18 protein-coding genes are annotated in these 17,495 nt (G+C 36.6%); 17 read left to right on the forward strand and 1 reads right to left on the reverse strand.

Annotated features, from left to right (window positions below):
• The first annotated feature begins 3 nt into the window (after positions 1 to 3).
• The 17 genes from J1905_RS22590 to J1905_RS22670 are packed head-to-tail and all read left to right on the forward strand — an operon-like array spanning position 4 to position 15,787.
• Entirely contained in the window at positions 4 to 1,215 is a 1,212-nt protein-coding gene (locus J1905_RS22590; RefSeq protein WP_246254435.1) for an NADH-quinone oxidoreductase subunit D, read from the forward strand.
• Positions 1,208 to 1,720: an NADH-quinone oxidoreductase subunit NuoE family protein gene (locus tag J1905_RS22595; RefSeq protein ID WP_214229468.1), complete on the forward strand. Its 513-nt coding sequence runs from the start codon at positions 1,208 to 1,210 to the stop codon at positions 1,718 to 1,720. Before J1905_RS22590 ends, J1905_RS22595 begins: the two co-directional genes overlap by 8 nt.
• A complete protein-coding gene (gene nuoF, locus J1905_RS22600; RefSeq protein WP_214229469.1) occupies positions 1,720 to 3,087 on the forward strand; it encodes an NADH-quinone oxidoreductase subunit NuoF in 1,368 nt (455 codons plus the stop codon). Before J1905_RS22595 ends, nuoF begins: the two co-directional genes overlap by 1 nt.
• Before the next feature lie 5 nt (positions 3,088 to 3,092).
• A complete protein-coding gene (locus J1905_RS22605) occupies positions 3,093 to 4,097 on the forward strand; it encodes an NADH-quinone oxidoreductase subunit G (RefSeq protein ID WP_214229470.1) in 1,005 nt (334 codons plus the stop codon).
• Positions 4,097 to 5,134 carry an NADH-quinone oxidoreductase subunit NuoH gene (nuoH, locus tag J1905_RS22610; protein WP_108206422.1) on the forward strand — a complete coding sequence of 346 codons (1,038 nt, stop codon included), beginning with the start codon at positions 4,097 to 4,099 and terminating at the stop codon, positions 5,132 to 5,134. Before J1905_RS22605 ends, nuoH begins: the two co-directional genes overlap by 1 nt.
• A 36-nt stretch (positions 5,135 to 5,170) precedes the next feature.
• Positions 5,171 to 5,668, forward strand: a complete 498-nt coding sequence (locus J1905_RS22615; protein WP_173090204.1) for a NuoI/complex I 23 kDa subunit family protein — start codon at positions 5,171 to 5,173, stop codon at positions 5,666 to 5,668.
• A gap of 59 nt (positions 5,669 to 5,727) precedes the next feature.
• A complete protein-coding gene (locus J1905_RS22620; protein WP_214229471.1) occupies positions 5,728 to 6,225 on the forward strand; it encodes an NADH-quinone oxidoreductase subunit J family protein in 498 nt (165 codons plus the stop codon).
• An 8-nt stretch (positions 6,226 to 6,233) separates the two neighbouring features.
• Positions 6,234 to 6,554 carry an NADH-quinone oxidoreductase subunit NuoK gene (gene nuoK / locus J1905_RS22625; RefSeq protein ID WP_216854440.1) on the forward strand — a complete coding sequence of 107 codons (321 nt, stop codon included), beginning with the start codon at positions 6,234 to 6,236 and terminating at the stop codon, positions 6,552 to 6,554.
• 21 nt (positions 6,555 to 6,575) lie between these two features.
• A complete protein-coding gene (nuoL, locus tag J1905_RS22630) occupies positions 6,576 to 8,468 on the forward strand; it encodes an NADH-quinone oxidoreductase subunit L (RefSeq protein WP_214229534.1) in 1,893 nt (630 codons plus the stop codon).
• A 21-nt stretch (positions 8,469 to 8,489) separates the two neighbouring features.
• Positions 8,490 to 9,956, forward strand: a complete 1,467-nt coding sequence (locus J1905_RS22635) for a complex I subunit 4 family protein (RefSeq protein WP_214229472.1) — start codon at positions 8,490 to 8,492, stop codon at positions 9,954 to 9,956.
• Positions 9,957 to 9,960: 4 nt separating this feature from the next.
• Complete coding sequence (locus tag J1905_RS22640; protein ID WP_214229473.1) at positions 9,961 to 11,334, forward strand: NADH-quinone oxidoreductase subunit N; 1,374 nt, start codon at positions 9,961 to 9,963, stop codon at positions 11,332 to 11,334.
• 45 nt (positions 11,335 to 11,379) lie between these two features.
• A complete protein-coding gene (locus tag J1905_RS22645) occupies positions 11,380 to 12,042 on the forward strand; it encodes a DedA family protein (RefSeq protein ID WP_214229474.1) in 663 nt (220 codons plus the stop codon).
• An 8-nt stretch (positions 12,043 to 12,050) separates the two neighbouring features.
• Complete coding sequence (locus tag J1905_RS22650; protein ID WP_173090209.1) at positions 12,051 to 12,605, forward strand: inorganic diphosphatase; 555 nt, start codon at positions 12,051 to 12,053, stop codon at positions 12,603 to 12,605.
• Complete coding sequence (locus tag J1905_RS22655) at positions 12,605 to 13,921, forward strand: hemolysin family protein (RefSeq protein ID WP_214229475.1); 1,317 nt, start codon at positions 12,605 to 12,607, stop codon at positions 13,919 to 13,921. Before J1905_RS22650 ends, J1905_RS22655 begins: the two co-directional genes overlap by 1 nt.
• Before the next feature lie 11 nt (positions 13,922 to 13,932).
• A complete protein-coding gene (locus J1905_RS22660; RefSeq protein WP_214229476.1) occupies positions 13,933 to 14,637 on the forward strand; it encodes a 16S rRNA (uracil(1498)-N(3))-methyltransferase in 705 nt (234 codons plus the stop codon).
• Entirely contained in the window at positions 14,634 to 15,290 is a 657-nt protein-coding gene (locus J1905_RS22665; RefSeq protein WP_214229477.1) for a DUF4159 domain-containing protein, read from the forward strand. The genes J1905_RS22660 and J1905_RS22665 overlap by 4 nt, the downstream gene beginning before the upstream one ends.
• 2 nt (positions 15,291 to 15,292) lie before the next feature.
• A complete protein-coding gene (locus J1905_RS22670; RefSeq protein WP_214229478.1) occupies positions 15,293 to 15,787 on the forward strand; it encodes an acyl-CoA carboxylase biotin carboxyl carrier protein subunit in 495 nt (164 codons plus the stop codon).
• 56 nt (positions 15,788 to 15,843) lie between these two features.
• Here J1905_RS22670 and J1905_RS22675 read toward each other — a convergent pair whose 3' ends face one another.
• Positions 15,844 to 17,427, reverse strand: coding sequence for an SUMF1/EgtB/PvdO family nonheme iron enzyme (locus J1905_RS22675; protein WP_214229479.1), 1,584 nt, complete (start codon positions 17,425 to 17,427; stop codon positions 15,844 to 15,846).
• Positions 17,428 to 17,495: the final 68 nt, after the last annotated feature.

The raw sequence follows: 17,495 nt of genomic DNA on the forward strand, positions 1-17,495 counted from the left end.
GAAATGATGAATCAACCGGTATATACAGATAACGACCCGCAGAATGAATTGGTTACCTTAAATTTAGGTCCAACTCACCCTGCCACACATGGTGTTTTTCAAAATGTAATTCAGTTAGATGGTGAACGCATCGTTAGTGGTGTATCTACTATTGGCTACATTCATCGTGCTTTTGAAAAAATTGCAGAACACCGTCCATTCTATCAGATCACTCCTTTAACAGACCGATTAAACTATTGCTCTTCACCTATAAATAATATGGGTTGGCACATGACAGTTGAGAAGTTATTGGGTATTGAAATGCCTAAACGTGTTGATTACTTAAGGGTAATTATCATGGAGTTGGCTCGTATTTCAGATCATATTATCTGTAATACAATTATTGCTCAGGATACAGGCGCAACCACCACATTTTTATATTTATTTCAATTCAGAGAACATATTTATGAGATCTATGAAGAGATTTGCGGAGCAAGATTAACTACTAATGTTGGACGTATCGGTGGCTTTGAAAGAGATTTCAATGAAATCGCCTTTGCTAAGATCAATAAGTTTTTAAAAGAGTTCCCTGTAGCATTAAGAGAGTTTGAAAGCTTACTTAACCGTAATCGTATTTTTATAGATCGTACAGCTAAGGTTGCTGCAGTATCGGCTGAACAAGCGCTTGATTACGGATGGACAGGGCCTTTATTGCGCTCAGCAGGTGTAGATTACGATGTTCGTGTGAGTGATCCTTATTCATCTTACGGAGACTTTGATTTTGAAGTTCCAGTAGGAACAAGTGGTGATATTTATGATCGCTACCTTGTTCGTAATGAAGAAATGTGGCAGAGTGTTCGGTTGATTGAACAGGCTTTAGAAAAAATAAAACATGAGCCTGCAGGTATTTTTCATGCAGATGTACCTGAGTTTTATCTGCCTGCTAAAGAAGAGGTTTACAATAACATGGAAGCGTTAATCTATCATTTTAAAATTGTGATGGGTGAAATTGATGCTCCTAAAGCTGAAGTTTATCATTCAGTAGAGGGTGGTAACGGTGAACTTGGATTTTATTTGATCAATGATGGAGGAAGAACACCATATCGTTTGCACTTCAGAAGACCTAGTTTTATTAATTATCAAATGTTTGCACCAATGAGTAAAGGCATGCTTTTATCTGATGCCATTATTAATATGAGTAGTATGAACATTATTGCAGGAGAATTAGATGCTTAAAGTAGAAGAACAACAACCTGTAGAGTTTTCATCAGCTTTAAAAGAAAAGTTTGATGAGATAATTAGCAGATACCCGAAAGGTAAACAGAAATCTGCTTTGTTACCAATGCTTCATGAGGTTCAAGCCGAATTAGGTTGGTTAAGCCCAAATGCTATGGATAAAGTTGCTGCTTATCTTGATATACAGAGTATTGAGGTATATGAAGTGGCTTCGTTTTATAGCATGTACTTTTTAAAACCGCAGGGTAAGTATATGTTGGAAGTTTGCAGAACAGGACCTTGCTGTTTAGTAGGGGCTGAGAAGCTGATGAACCACATAGAAAAAAACTTAGGTGTTAAAGAAGGAGAAGTTACGTCGGATGGCTTATTTAGCTGGAGAGGTGTAGAGTGTTTAGCTGCCTGTGGTTATGGTCCGGTATTACAGATTGGTCCTGAATATACATTTTACGAAAACCTTAATGAACAAAAGGTTGACGAGTTAATACAAGATTTACGCAAGAAATAATGGCCCGTAAACTATTATTAGAACACATAAACGTACCAGGCATCAATACATTTGATGTTTATCGCCAAAAAGGTGGGTATCGCGCTGTAGAAAAGGCTCTAAAAACTTTAACTCCTGATGAAGTTGTTGAAGAAGTTAAGAAGTCTGGATTACGTGGTCGTGGTGGTGCAGGATTCCCTACGGGAATGAAATGGAGTTTTTTGGCGAAACCAGAGGGTGTAGCAAGATATCTAGTTTGCAACGCAGATGAGTCGGAGCCGGGAACTTTTAAAGATAGATATCTGATGACTCATATTCCTCATGCACTTATTGAGGGAATGATCGTTTCCAGTTTTGCACTGGGTGCTAATACGTCTTATATCTATGTAAGAGGCGAAATGATGCCTCAGATCAGAATATTGGAGAAAGCAATTGCAGAAGCAAAAAATGCTGGATTTTTAGGGAAAAATATTTTAGGAACAGGTTATGATCTGGAATTATATGTTCAGCCTGGTGGCGGTGCATATATCTGTGGTGAAGAAACTGCTTTATTAGAGTCGCTTGAGGGTAAAAGAGGTAATCCAAGGATTAAACCTCCTTTTCCTGCAATTGCCGGACTTTATGGATGTCCTACAGTAGTAAATAATGTTGAATCTATTGCGGCTACTGTGCCTATCATCAATGATGGTGGTGATGAGTATGCTAAGATTGGTATTGGCAGAAGTACTGGAACTAAACTGATCTCCGCTTCAGGTAATTTAGTTAGACCGGGAGTATATGAGATTGATTTAGGCTTACCGGTAGAGGAATTTATTTATTCTGATGAGTATTGTGGTGGTATTGCGAATGGTAAACGATTGAAAGCTACTGTAGCCGGAGGATCCTCTGTTCCAATTTTGCCGGCAAATCTTACTTTGAAATTGGCCAATGGCGAACCAAGGTTGATGAGTTACGAATCGTTATCAGAAGGTGGTTTTGCGACAGGCTCGATGATGGGATCTGGCGGCTTTATTGCTTTTGATGAAGATCAGTGTATTGTTAGAAATACCTGGAACTTTTCTCGTTTTTATCACCATGAAAGCTGTGGACAATGCTCTCCTTGTAGAGAAGGTACAGGATGGATGGAGAAAGTACTGCACAGAATCGAGTATGGCCATGGTAAAATGAGCGACATTGATTTATTGGTTGATGTTTCTAAAAAGATTGAAGGAAATACGATTTGTCCTTTAGGTGATGCTGCTGCTTGGCCGGTTGCAAGTGCAATAAGACATTTCAGAGATGAATTTGAATGGCATGTTAAAGAGCCAATCAAATGTTTAGATACTAATTATGGTTTAGCAAATTATGCTGAGCCAATTGTGAAAGCAGAAGTTACGACAGGAAATTAACAATCATGAGTGACAAAGTTAAGGTAACCATAGACGGGATATCAGTAGAAGTAGCACCCGGCACAACTATTCTAAATGCTGCAAGGCAAATAGGTGGTGATATTGTGCCTCCTGCTATGTGCTATTATTCTAAATTAGAAGGCAGTGGCGGAAAATGCCGTACGTGTATTGTTAAGGTAAGCAAAGGATCTGAAAAGGATCCGCGTCCGATGCCTAAATTAGTAGCATCATGCCGTACAACAGTAATGGATGGGATGGAAGTGCTAAACATTACTTCCCCGGAAGTTATAGAGGCACGTAGTGGAGTTGTAGAAATGCTGTTGATCAATCACCCATTAGACTGCCCTGTATGTGATCAGGCGGGAGAATGTGATCTTCAAAATCTTGGGTATGAGCATGGTTTGCAAAAAACAAGATATGAATTTGAACGCAGAACATTTGAGCGGATAGATATTGGAGATAAAATCCAATTACATATGAACAGATGTATCTTATGCTATCGTTGCGTATTTACTGCTGATCAAATTACAAATAAACGTGTACACGGTATCCTGAATAGAGGAGATCATTCGGAAATATCTACTTATATCCAAACGGCGGTAGATAATGATTTTTCTGGAAACGTAATAGATGTATGTCCTGTTGGCGCATTAACTGATAAAACATTTAGGTTTAAAAATCGCGTTTGGTTTACAAAGCCAATTGATGCACATAGAGATTGTCCAACATGTAGTGGTAAAGTAACCTTGTGGTATAAGGGAGAGGATGTTTTACGCGTTACAGCACGCAAAGATATTTATGGTGAGGTTGAAGAGTTTATCTGCAACACTTGTCGTTTTGATAAGAAGAAAACGGCTGATTGGGTAATTGAGCATCCTACTCATATTAGCGATACCTCGGTTATTGCTTCTAATCATTATGAAACCTTAAAACCATTGCCTGTTATTCAGAATAACCCTCAATTGCAACAGGCAAATAAAGTAGAACTAGAAAAAACAACCAAATTCTAATGGATATAGCTTTTGTAATAGAAAAATTTGTACTGGTTGCCATCATTTTTGGGATCAGTTTATTGATTGCTATGTACTCTACTTATGCTGAACGGAAAGTAGCTGCTTTTTTACAAGACCGACTTGGTCCGGATAGAGCTGGTCCTTTTGGAATACTTCAGCCATTGGCAGATGGAGTTAAGATGTTCATGAAGGAAGAAATCATTCCTTCAAATGCCAGCAAATGGTTATTTATGGTTGGCCCTGGATTAGCAATGCTTACTGCATGTATTGGAACAGCTGTTATTCCATGGGGTAGTGATATTACTATTGGAGATCGTGTTATCCCATTACAGGTAACAGATATCAATGTAGGTATATTATACATCTTTGGTGTTGTCTCACTAGGTGTTTATGGTGTAATGATAGGTGGTTGGGCATCAAATAATAAATACTCATTGTTAAGTGCTATCCGTGCTGCATCGCAGAACATTAGTTACGAGATAGCAATGGGCTTGTCAATTATCGCTTTGCTGCTAGTTACAGGCACAATGAGTCTTAAAGAGATTGTAGAACAACAACACGGCTGGCATTGGAATGTACTTTATCAGCCATTGGGATTCCTTCTTTTTATGATTTGTTCGTTCGCTGAAACAAATAGAGCTCCTTTCGATTTACCCGAGTGTGAAACGGAGTTAATTGGTGGTTATCATACGGAGTATTCTTCAATGAAGTTGGGTTTTTATCTGTTTGCTGAATATATCAATATGTTTGTATCATCGGCAGTTATGGCTACGCTTTACTTTGGAGGATATAACTATCCAGGGATGGATTGGGTACTGTTACACACGGGACCAATAATTGGCCCTTTGATTGGAACTCTTGTATTCTTTATAAAAATATTTGCATTCATATTTTTCTTTATGTGGGTTCGTTGGACAATTCCTCGTTTCCGCTATGATCAATTGATGCACCTTGGTTGGAAGGGATTAATTCCTTTAGCTATAGCTAACATCATTATCACAGGTATTGTGATTGCAATAATTGAAAAATTTTAACTACCCGCATTAGCGGATAAATAATAAGGAGGTTTAATGGAACCATTAACCAGTAAAAAGAAAGTATTAGAACAAAAACCATTGACGTTTGCAGAACGCATGTATTTGCCTGCAATAGTTAAAGGTTTATCTGTTACAATTAGCCACTTATTTAAAAAAGAGGCTACAATAAGATATCCAGAAGTAGAAAGAGAGTTCTCTACAAATTTTAGGGGTATGCACTCTTTGAAAAGAGATGAAGAGGGAAGAGAGCGTTGTACAGCTTGTGGCTTGTGTGCTTTATCTTGCCCTGCTGAAGCTATTACAATGATAGCTGCTGAGCGTAAACCTGAAGAAAAGGATTTATACAGAGAAGAGAAATATGCTGCAGTATATGAGATTAATATGTTGCGTTGTATTTTCTGTGGTTTATGTGAAGAGGCTTGCCCTAAAGAAGCAATCTACTTAGATGGCCCAATTGTACCTTCTGATTATCTTCGTAAAGATTTTATCTACGGTAAAGATAAATTGGTTGAGGCACCATTGAATAAATAGTAATTTAGTATATAATGCCTGGTAAAGGCCTTTTAATATAAACAGTTTAAACATAGATAATGGGTACTTCAGTATTCTATTTTGTAGCAACACTAAGTGTATTCTTTTCACTGATGGTTATTTTTTCAAAAAACCCTGTGCATAGTGTGCTTTATTTGATTGTTACATTCTTCACATTTACGGTTCATTACATTCTGTTAAACGCTCAGTTTTTAGCTGTTGTAAATTTCATTGTTTACATGGGTGCAATTATGGTTCTATTCCTTTTTGTACTGATGTTACTGAACCTCAATAAAGATAATGAGCCACTAAAATCAGGAGCAGTTAAAGTAGTTGGCGTTATAGCTGGGTGCTGTTTGGTGGTAACTTTAATCGGGTCATTAAAAGCTACAGCGGTATCTGATCCCGTTATTTTAAGAAATCCTAATTTGGGCTTATTGAAAAACCTGGGTAAGGAATTGTTTGGGCAGTTCATGTTGCCGTTTGAACTTTCATCAATTTTATTGCTTTCAGCAATGGTTGGTGCCGTATTGTTAACTAAAAAAGAAAAAGTATAGTGGAAAACATGACTCAACAATTGCAGGGAGTACCACTTAACCATTACATCTGGCTAAGTGCTATTATTTTCACAATCGGCGTTATTGGAGTATTAACCCGTAGAAACGCTATCGTTATATTTATGTCTGTAGAGTTGATGCTTAATGCAGTTAACTTATTGCTTACGGCTTTTTCAGTACATAACAATGATCCATCCGGACAAGTATTTGTATTTTTCATTATGGCTTTGGCTGCTGCAGAGGTTGCAGTAGGCTTAAGTATTATTGTAATGGTATACAGAAATACTCAATCAGTAGATATAAATGTGTTGAATCGCCTTAAGTGGTAATATAAGTATAGATATAAAATGATAATAGATTTAGTTTGGCTGGTTCCGTTGATTCCTTTGATTGGTTTTATAATCAATGGTTTGGGAAGAAACACATTATCTAAAGGCCTAATTGGTTTTATAGGAAGCAGTGTTATTTTCGTTTCTTTTGCCATCAGTGTTGGCATATTTCTGGCTTTAGGCTCAGATGCAAATAAATCTCATGAAGTTTTTCTTTTTGATTGGATAAGCGCAGGAAAACTACATATTCCACTATCCTTTCTGGTAGATCCGTTAAGTGCAATAATGTTACTTATCGTTACCGGAGTTGGTTTCTTAATCCATATTTATTCAATTGGATATATGCATAGCGATGAAGGTTTTGGTAAGTTCTTTAGTTACCTGAACCTGTTTATCTTTTTTATGCTTTTATTGGTATTAGGATCGAACTATATTGTAATGTTCATAGGATGGGAAGGCGTAGGGTTATGTTCTTACCTATTAATCGGTTTCTGGTATACAAATAGCAGTTATGCTTCAGCAGCGAAGAAAGCGTTTGTGATGAACCGTATTGGTGATTTAGGCTTCTTGTTAGGTGTGTTTTTCATCTTTACTACTTTTGGAAGTATTGAGTTTTCTAAAATATTCCCTCAGGCTGCAAACATGTTGCCTGGAGATCATACAATAGCGCTTATTGCTTTGTTACTGTTTATTGGTGCATGCGGTAAATCTGCTCAATTGCCACTTTTTACGTGGTTACCTGATGCGATGGCCGGTCCAACGCCTGTTTCAGCTCTAATTCACGCTGCGACAATGGTTACAGCTGGTATTTACATGATTGCCAGATCTAACCTGATCTTCGATTTAGCGCCACTAATTCAGCATGTGATTGCTATTGTCGGCCTGGCTACTGCAATTGTGGCTGCCATTATTGCATTAACCCAAACAGATATTAAAAAGGTACTTGCTTATTCAACAGTATCTCAATTAGGATATATGTTCTTAGGTCTTGGTGTTGGCGCATACAACGGAGCTTTCTTCCATGTAATTACACACGCGTTCTTTAAAGCATTATTGTTCTTATGTGCAGGATCTGTTATACATGCCTTGCATCATGAACAAGATATGAGACATATGGGAGGCTTACGCAAAAAGCTACCAATTACATTCATAACTATGTTAATTGGTACTATAGCGATTGCTGGATTACCTCCATTCTCAGGATTCTTTTCAAAAGATGAAATTTTGGCGCATGTATATCAACACAATAAAGTAATGTGGGGAATTGCAGTGTTTGGCGCATTTCTTACTGCGTTTTATATGTTCAGAATGTTGTTCCTTACTTTTTATGGTAAATATCGTGGAACACATCATTCTGAAGAAAAAATTCATGAATCACCTAAGTCAATGACTATTCCATTAATCGTATTGGCTGTGCTATCTGCAATTGGTGGTATTATTGGCGTACCTGAGGCTTTAGGTGGAAACCATTGGTTATCACACTGGCTTTCTCCGGTAATTAAGCATACAGGCGAATCTCCTGATCATGCTACAGAGTATGCGCTTATGGCAGTTTCTGTTGTTGGTGTTTTAATCTCTATCGCAGTAGCTTACGGAAAATACATTAAACAAAGTCATGTGCCGGCCCCTGATGAGGCTAAGCGTTCTGTGCTTGCAAACTTATCTTATAACAAATTTTATTTTGATGAGATATATGATGCATTAATTAGAAAACCATTGGATGCAATTTCTGTATTCTTCTATAAAATAGTAGATAATAAAATTGTTGACGGCATTGTTAATAGTTTTGGTTGGGGAACAACCGAAGCAAGTAAAGGTTTACGCTTGATGCAATCCGGAAATGTTGGCTTTTATATTTTTATGATGGTGGTAGGAATCATCTCATTGTTATTGTATACTTATTTATCTCTATAAAAGATCGTTCAAGAAAACATAATGGAACAACTTTTACTACTTCTTATATTCTTACCATTGCTAGGAGCCTTGGTTACCGCTTTTTCCGGAAATGCAGCAAAACATGTTGCATTGGTTTCGGCAATTGTCTCTCTTGCATTAGCATTGGTGATGGTATGTAACTTTACCCCAGATGCCAGTACTCAATTTATGGTAAACTATCCATGGATCAATGATCTTGGAATAAATTTCCATGCAGGTGTTGATGGAATAAGTATGATCACAATATTATTAACAAATGTGTTAGTACCATTAATCATATTGGCAAGCTATCAGCATAATTACAAGAGTTCAAATGCATTTTTTGCTTTGATTCTTTTTATGCAAACTGGCTTGTTAATTGTGTTTACTTCACTTGATGCTTTTCTGTTTTATATCGGATGGGAAGCAGCACTAATCCCGATTTATTTTATCTGTGCAGTTTGGGGTGGGAAAGATCGTATTAAGGTAAACATGAAATTCTTTGTCTATACAATCGCAGGATCATTGTTTATGCTTTTAGGCTTAATTTATCTCTATTTGCAGAACCCAGCACATAATTTCGATATCCAGGCTTTCTATAATCTTAACTTAGATTCAGTACAACAAGGATGGATTTTCTGGGCTTTCTTTATTGCGTTTGCAATTAAAATGCCTGTATTCCCTTTCCATACCTGGCAACCAAATACATATACTGAAGCCCCTGCTGCAGGTACAATGTTGTTAGCTGGTATAATGTTGAAAATGGGTATTTATGGTGTAATTAGATGGTTATTACCGATAGTGCCGACTGGGGTTCAGGATTGGGGACATGTAGTAATCATATTGTCTGTTATAGGGATTGTGTATGCGTCACTGATAGCTTTTACGCAAAAAGATGCAAAACGTCTGGTAGCATATTCTTCTATTGCACACGTTGGTTTAATCAGTGCTGGTATTTTTGCATTGAATACACAAGGTATGCAGGGTGCTATGATCCAAATGTTAAGTCATGGGATAAATGTGGTAGGACTATTCTTTGTTCTGGACATCATCTCAAGTCGTTTGAAAACGAATAGGATAAGTGAATTAGGTGGAATTGCCAAACAAGCACCTATATTGGCTATTACTGCTTTGATTATAGTTCTTGGAACTGTGGCATTGCCAGGAACTAATGGCTTTATAGGAGAATTCCTTTTATTGATTGGGGTATATCAGTACAATATCTGGATAGCTGTTTTCGCAGGATTAACGATCATATTCGGAGCAGTTTATATGTTCAGAATGTATCAAAACATCATGCTTGGTAAAACTAACGACTTAACAATTACTTTTACAGATGTAAAAGGTTCAGAAAAGGTAGTCCTATACACGATTTGCGCATTAATTATCGTATTGGGCGTTTATCCAAAACCAATTCTGCAATTGTCAGAGGCATCAGTGCAGCATTTAATAGAACAAGTAACACAAAAATTAACATCGGTAAACTAAGCAAATGAATATCATAATAACAATTACTGTTACAGCTTTAGTAGTGCTTTACGCAGGTTTGTTTAAGGCTAAAAAAGCATTATTACCCATTACTCTTATTGGGCTGCTTACTTCATTGGTTTTTGTTGCTACTTCATGGAACACTAATCAGACCTATTTTGGAATGATGCAAATGGATAATTTTGCATTGGCTTTCTCCGGAATAACAATCCTTGGTACCTTATTTATATTTCTACTTACTCAAAATTATTTTGGAGCGGATAGTGAAAATATTGCAGAGTATTTCACCTTAATATTATTTGCATTGGCAGGTATTATTATTATGGTCTCTTATAAGAACATGTCTATGTTGTTTATTGGTATTGAGATCATGTCTGTCTGTTTATATATCCTTGCTGGTATTCGCAAAAGTAATTTTGCGTCTAATGAAGCTTCATTAAAGTATTTTTTAATGGGAGCATTCTCAACGGGCTTTTTGTTATTCGGAATTACATTGATTTATGGTGCGACAGGCTCATTCGATCTAGAAACAATTAGTCAATATCTGGTAGGTAATTACAAATCAGTCTCTCCGCTGTTTTATCCTGGGATAATTCTAATGATGATTGGATTGAGCTTTAAAGTGGGAGCTGCTCCGTTTCATTTCTGGACTCCGGATGTATACGAAGGTGCACCAACTTTGATTACAACTTTTATGTCGACTGTAGTGAAAACTGCCGGTTTCGCCGCATTTTTAAGATTGTTTGCTGATGCATTTGCTCCTCTGCATGATTTCTGGCTTCCGCCTCTAATCGCAATTGTTTGCATTACTTTGTTTATTGGCAATGTGACTGCATTGTTTCAAAAGAACTTTAAAAGAATGCTTGCTTATTCAAGTATATCGCATGCAGGTTATCTATTGTTTTCATTAGTTACTTTATCAGCAAACTCTGCAAATAATGTATTGGTTTATGCCGCTGCTTATACTTTTGCAAGTATTATAGCTTTTGCTGTTCTTATTATGGTTAAGCAAAAAACAGGTAACGATCATTTTGATAGTTTTAATGGCTTGGCTAAGCGTAATCCTTTAACTGCATTAGTGTTAACAATAGCGATGTTGTCGTTAGCTGGAATACCACTAACTGCAGGGTTTATTGGAAAGTATTTAATGTTCCTTAATGTGATGGGAGAATATCAGATACTTCTGGTAGCATTTGCTATTTTAAATGCATTGGTAGGGTTCTATTACTATTTTAAAGTAATAGTGGCGATGTACTTTAAGGAAGGTAATGAAATTGAGTTAGAAGCACCGCTTCAATACAAAGTAGTATTGGTGTTATCAGTTGTAATTACATTATTCTTAGGCGTATATCCTGCTGTAATTTTAAATTTGATATAACCATTTCTCTAGATAATTATTTGTAGTTTTACGAGTAATTGAACTATGCAAGATTTCTGGACGACACTACAGCATTTTATAGACCCCGAAAAATTACTTAAAGAAGGTGGTTTTTACGTTGTAATGTTCGTGATTTTTGCGGAAACCGGTTTGTTTTTTGGGTTCTTCTTACCTGGTGATTATCTCTTATTTCTTGCCGGAATGTTTGTAGCTACCGGAAAGCTTGACGTAAACATATATGTACTCATATTGGGCCTATGCTTATCCGCTATTTCAGGTAATTTCACAGGTTATTGGTTTGGTCGAAAGACTGGGCCTGTGTTATATCATAGAAAGGATTCTTTTTTCTTTAAGAAGCGTTATTTGAAAGCTGCCGAAGAATATTACAATAAACAGGGAGCTTTTGCATTAATAATGGGAAGGTTTGTTCCAATAGTTAGAACTTTTGCACCGATTTTTGCTGGTGTGGTTAAATTAGATTTTAAAAGGTTTGCATTATATAATATTGCAGGAGCAATATTATGGATAGCTTCCTTAACTTTGCTCGGTTATTTCTTAGGTAAAAGATTTGAAAAAGAAATAAACGACTATTTATTATATATAATTATAGGATTTATTGTTGTTACAACCATTCCTCTCGTTATCACATTTGTGAAGAAGAAAGTGGTGAGTAGCACTGATAATGAAACAACAAATACAGAACAATAAAATAAAAAATGAGTAAATACGATCACCACCCATGGCACAGCGTTTCTCCAGGCGATAACTTGCCTGAAATTGTTAATGCCATAATAGAAATCCCAAAAGGTTCGAAAGCGAAATATGAAATTGATAAAGAGTCTAATTTAATTAAATTAGATAGGGTACTATTCTCTTCAGTGATGTATCCTGCAAACTATGGTTTTATTCCGCAAACCTATTGCGATGATAATGACCCTTTAGATATTTTGGTATTATGCTCGGTAGATGTGTACCCATTGTCTATTATTGAAGCTAAGGTTATCGGTGTAATGCACATGGTAGATAACGGCGAACAAGATGATAAAATCATTGCAGTTGCTAAAAATGACATGTCAGTAAACTATATTAATGACTTGGCAGATTTGCCTCCTCATACAATGAAAGAAATAGTTAAGTTTTTCCAAGACTATAAGGCATTGGAAGAAAAGAAAGTAACTATTGAGCATCTTTTAGGTGTACGTTATGCACATAAAGTAATTCAGGAAAGTCTGGCACTTTATGACAAAAAGTTTAGAAATAACAATTCTTAATGGAAGGTCTCAAGATATTTTTAACATTCTTCTTAGTAGCGCTGAACGGATTTTTCGTTGCAGCAGAATTTGCAATTGTAAAGGTTAGAGCCTCGCAAATTGAAATTAAAGCGAAATCCGGAAGTAGGGTTGCTAATATCGCAAAATATATTACCCAGCATCTTGATGGTTATTTAGCCGCAACACAGCTGGGTATTACTCTTGCCTCACTTGGATTAGGTTGGGTTGGTGAATCCGTAATGCATAGCATTGTTCATGATGCGCTAATTAATTTTAATCTTTCTGAGGTTTATATTACCTCGATTTCTACATTTATAGCATTCTTGTTCATTACAGTGATGCATATTGTATTTGGAGAATTGGCGCCAAAGTCTGTAGCAATACAAAGACCAGTTGCTACAACTTTATTCATTGCAGTGCCGCTTCAGGCATTCTATTGGTTATTCAGGCCGTTCATTTGGGTGTTGAATGGCTTTGCAAATGTAATCCTTAAAATGTTTGGTATATCCAGTGTTGGAGGCCATGAGTCTGTTCACAGTACCGAAGAGCTATATTATCTATTAGATCAAGGTAAGGAAAGTGGAGCGTTGGATACAAATGAACATGAGCTTATTAAAAATGTTTTTGATTTTAATGAGCGCGTTGTTAAAAACATTATGGTTCCCAGAACTAAAATCTCAGGAATTGAACTTTCTACATCTAAAGAGGAAGTAGTAGAAACAATCATTGGTGAAGGTTACTCAAGAATGCCGGTTTATGACGATATAATTGATAAGATTATAGGGATTATACACGCAAAAGACATTCTGCCGTTATTGGCAGGTAATAAGGAATGGTCGTTAAGTGATATCATCAGAAAACCATATTTTGTTCCTGAAACAAAGAAAATAAATGATCTGTTAAGTGAGCTCCAACAAAAGCGCATTCAAATTGCTATTGTAATTGATGAATTCGGAGGCACCGCTGGAATGGTAACTCTTGAAGATATTGTTGAAGAAATTGTTGGAGAGATACAAGATGAGTATGATGAGGAAAAACCAACAGTAGAAAAAATATCTGATACAGAATTTATCATTAATGCATATGCAACGGTTTATGATGTTAATGAGCACTTGCCTCATGATTTACCTGAAGATGAGGATTTCGATACAGTAGGGGGGCTCGTTTCCCATGCATTTGGAAAGATTCCTGAAGTAGGTGACAGTGAAGAGTGTTATGGTTATTTATTTACCATCTTAAAGAAAACGGAACAGAATATTGAAACCATAAAGCTTGAACTAGTAATTAGTAAAAGTGATATGGTTGATAATCATTAATCCTTTTTGCTATGCATGTTTTTTATACACCTGACATCAATTCTAATGAGTATGTCTTAAATGAAGATGAGAGCAAGCATTGCATTAGAGTTTTAAGATTAAATATTGGAACCGAAGTTCATCTCATTGATGGTATTGGAGGTCTTTACAGAGCAGAAATAATAGAGCTTTCAAAAAAAAATGTAAGCCTAAAGGTTATTGAGGCGACTCACAATTATAATAAGCGCAACCATCATCTCCATATTGCAGTTGCACCCACAAAAAATATCGATCGATTGGAATGGTTTCTCGAAAAAGCAACTGAAATAGGCATTGAAGAGATAACACCAATCATTTGTGATAGATCTGAACGTCGCAGGGTGAAAGAAGATCGTTTGGTTAAGGTGGTTACTTCTGCAGTTAAACAATCACTTCAAGCCTACCACCCTAAAGTGAATCCTCAGATAAATCTTTCGGATTTTTTAAAACTGGAGAACGATTCTAACAAGATGATTGCTCATTGTATTGATGAGAATTCAAGACAATATATTACTCAGGTTGCTCAACCTAATCAAAATTATACCATATTAATTGGCCCAGAAGGTGATTTTACACCTCTTGAAATTGAATTGGCTTTGCGGAATGGCTATAAACCATTAACTTTAGGTAATACACGACTACGTACAGAAACCGCTGCTTTAGCGGCCTGCTTTGAAGTGAATTATTTAAATAGATGAGATTTAAACCCTTTTTTCTTATTGGATTAATTTTGCTGCTATGTGGCTTTTATACGCCTACCTATAAGTTAGCAAAACTAAAATATAATGGTGGTGGCGATTGGTATGCCAATAGAACTGCACTTCCAAATCTCATTGATTTTTGCAATAAAAACCTGCAAACCAACTTTGTTGCTCAGGAGTCAATTGTTGAAGTAGGGAGCCCCGAAATATTTAATTACCCATTCGTATATTTAACCGGGCATGGAAACGTCGTTTTTAGTAATGCTGAGGCTAGTAATCTACGTAAATACTTAATTGGCGGCGGGTTCTTGCATATCGATGATAATTACGGTCTGGATAAGTTTATTCGTAGGGAGATGAAGAAGGTATTTCCTGAATTAGTATTTACAGAATTACCTGCAAATCACATACTATACAATCAGAAATTTAAGTTCCCAAACGGGTTGCCTAAAATTCATGAACATGATGGTAAAAGACCACAGGGGTTTGCATTAATTTGGGAAGGACGCATTGTTTGTTATTATACATATGAGTGCGATTTAGGGAACGGATGGGAGGATTATGGCACATATCCTGACGACAGCCAGGATAAGCGGGCTAATGCGCTTAAAATGGGCGCAAACTTAATTCAGTATGCATTAACACAATAGCTATGAAAGTAAAAGTAAATGAGCATTACGATTTCAATGTTGAGATAAGTAATGATTTATTGAGTGTTAATGGTTCTGAAGTTTCAATTGACTCAAGGAGTTTGGCCAACCATATCCACGTTATCTATAAAAATAAGTCCTTTAACATAGAGGTTGTTACTGAAGACAAAACTGCCAAAACCAGTGTAATTAAAGTCAACGGAACTTTATACACTATAGAAATAGAAGACCAGTATGATCAATTGCTCAAGCAATTAGGAATGGATAATTCTCAGGCAAATAAAGTAAGCGAAATTAAGGCACCAATGCCTGGATTAGTTCTCAATGTAATTGTTACTGAAGGGCAGGAGGTGAATAAAGGAGATAGCCTACTTGTTCTGGAAGCCATGAAAATGGAAAATGTTATTAAATCACCAACCTCAGGAATTATTAAAAAGATTCTTATCAATAAAGGAGACAAGGTAGAGAAGAATGAAATATTGATACAATTTCAGTAAACAAAAAATGGGGACTATTTATAGCCCCCATTTTTTGTTTACTGAAATAAATTATTTTATCTCTTACGGCCATTGAAAGCCCTTTGTTGTTTAGTCTTAAATTGAGGTTTGCCCATTGATTTAATTTCAGAAGCTCCAAGCATAGTCATCGCGCATCTAAAGCCAATGTCTGCAGTTGATTCATCTTGCTGAAGAAATCTTCTTGTCGCAGGGTTTAACCACATTGCCTGATCATCCCATGATCCTCCCTTGTATACTCTCGATTTATCAGTAATAAGTGTAATTTCACCGTACAAATCATTAGCCTGGTCACGATAACCTCTCTGATCTGCATAAGTGTTAACCGAATCAGCAGGTTTAGCAGCTGCTGCTTGTTTTTCTGCCCAAGTTTGCTTCCTTGCAGATACTGCTGCAATCATAACCGGCCTGTTATGTTTATCTTTTTCTATTTTACCTGTGTTTGGATCGGCTACTTTCTTGTCTTCATAGAAATTTCCTCTATAAGGATTAAATGCGTCAGCAGCTTCAAAAGTTTTAGAACGATAAACATCGGCAACCCATTCATTTACGTTTCCAGCCATGTTATACAAACCAAAATCATTTGGTACATATGATCTTACAGGTACTGTTAAGCCTCCCTTATCATTTAAAGAGCCCCCAACACCCATGTAATCACCTTTTGATCTTTTGAAGTTAGCTAACATTAAACCTCTGGTTTTTTTCTTAGCTGAACTTAAGCCAAGTCCATTCCAAGGATAAATTTTATTCTCGTGAATATTTTCATACTCAGTATTTCCAATTAAGCCAAGGGCTGCATATTCCCATTCCGCTTCGGTAGGTAGGCGATAAGGTTGCTTTAAAATTCCGTCCTCAAGTCTTACATTTCTGGTTGCTGCTTTATTTCCTCTGGCATCCGGAGCATTGGCATTTGTAGGACTTAAATCTTTCATTGCTTTTTTACCCTTGTCGTCATATTGACCATTTAAGTAGATCTCAGTGTTGAAAGGTTCTGTTGGTCTGGAACTGGCTGCTGCGACACCCGATCTGGTATCTCCGTTAACTTCTTTGAAGCTGGTCATAAAGCCCTGATCTCTAAGCAATAACTCGTTTACTCGGTCAGTTCTCCAATCGCAATACCTTTCGGCTTGCTCCCATGTAACACCAACTACAGGATAGTCTTGATAGGCGGGATGCCTCAAATAGTTATCTACATATGGCTCATTGTATGATAATGGTCTACGCCAAACCAAAGTATCTGGGATTTCATTGTAATAGTATTCGTAATCAGATGGATAATTGGTTCTTATCCAATTTAAGTATTCAAGCCAGTTCGTGTTCGAAACTTCTGTTTCGTCCATGTAAAAAGAAGAAACAGTGGTCTCTCTTTTATGGTTATAAGAGCTTAATTCTTGTCCTGCAACATTTATGGCACTGCCACTCATCACAAAAACACCACCCTCAATTTCAACTAGGCCAGGGCCTGGGCCTCTTTTGAATTTATTGTTTACCTGAAATCCTCCGTATTCTTTTTTATTATAGGCCAATCCTGTCTTATCAGATGTTCCTGATTTGGATTTACAAGACATAAAGGAGGCTACAACTGCAAGATATGCAAGCGAGTATAAGTATGATTTTTTCATTGGGTCATGCAAATAGGTACTCTAACCGTTAAAACTACGCAAAAAAACGCTTTCGCACCAAAAAAATC

Origin of the sequence: Pedobacter sp. B4-66 (assembly GCF_018492665.1) — a bacterium.
Lineage (GTDB): Bacteria > Bacteroidota > Bacteroidia > Sphingobacteriales > Sphingobacteriaceae > Pedobacter.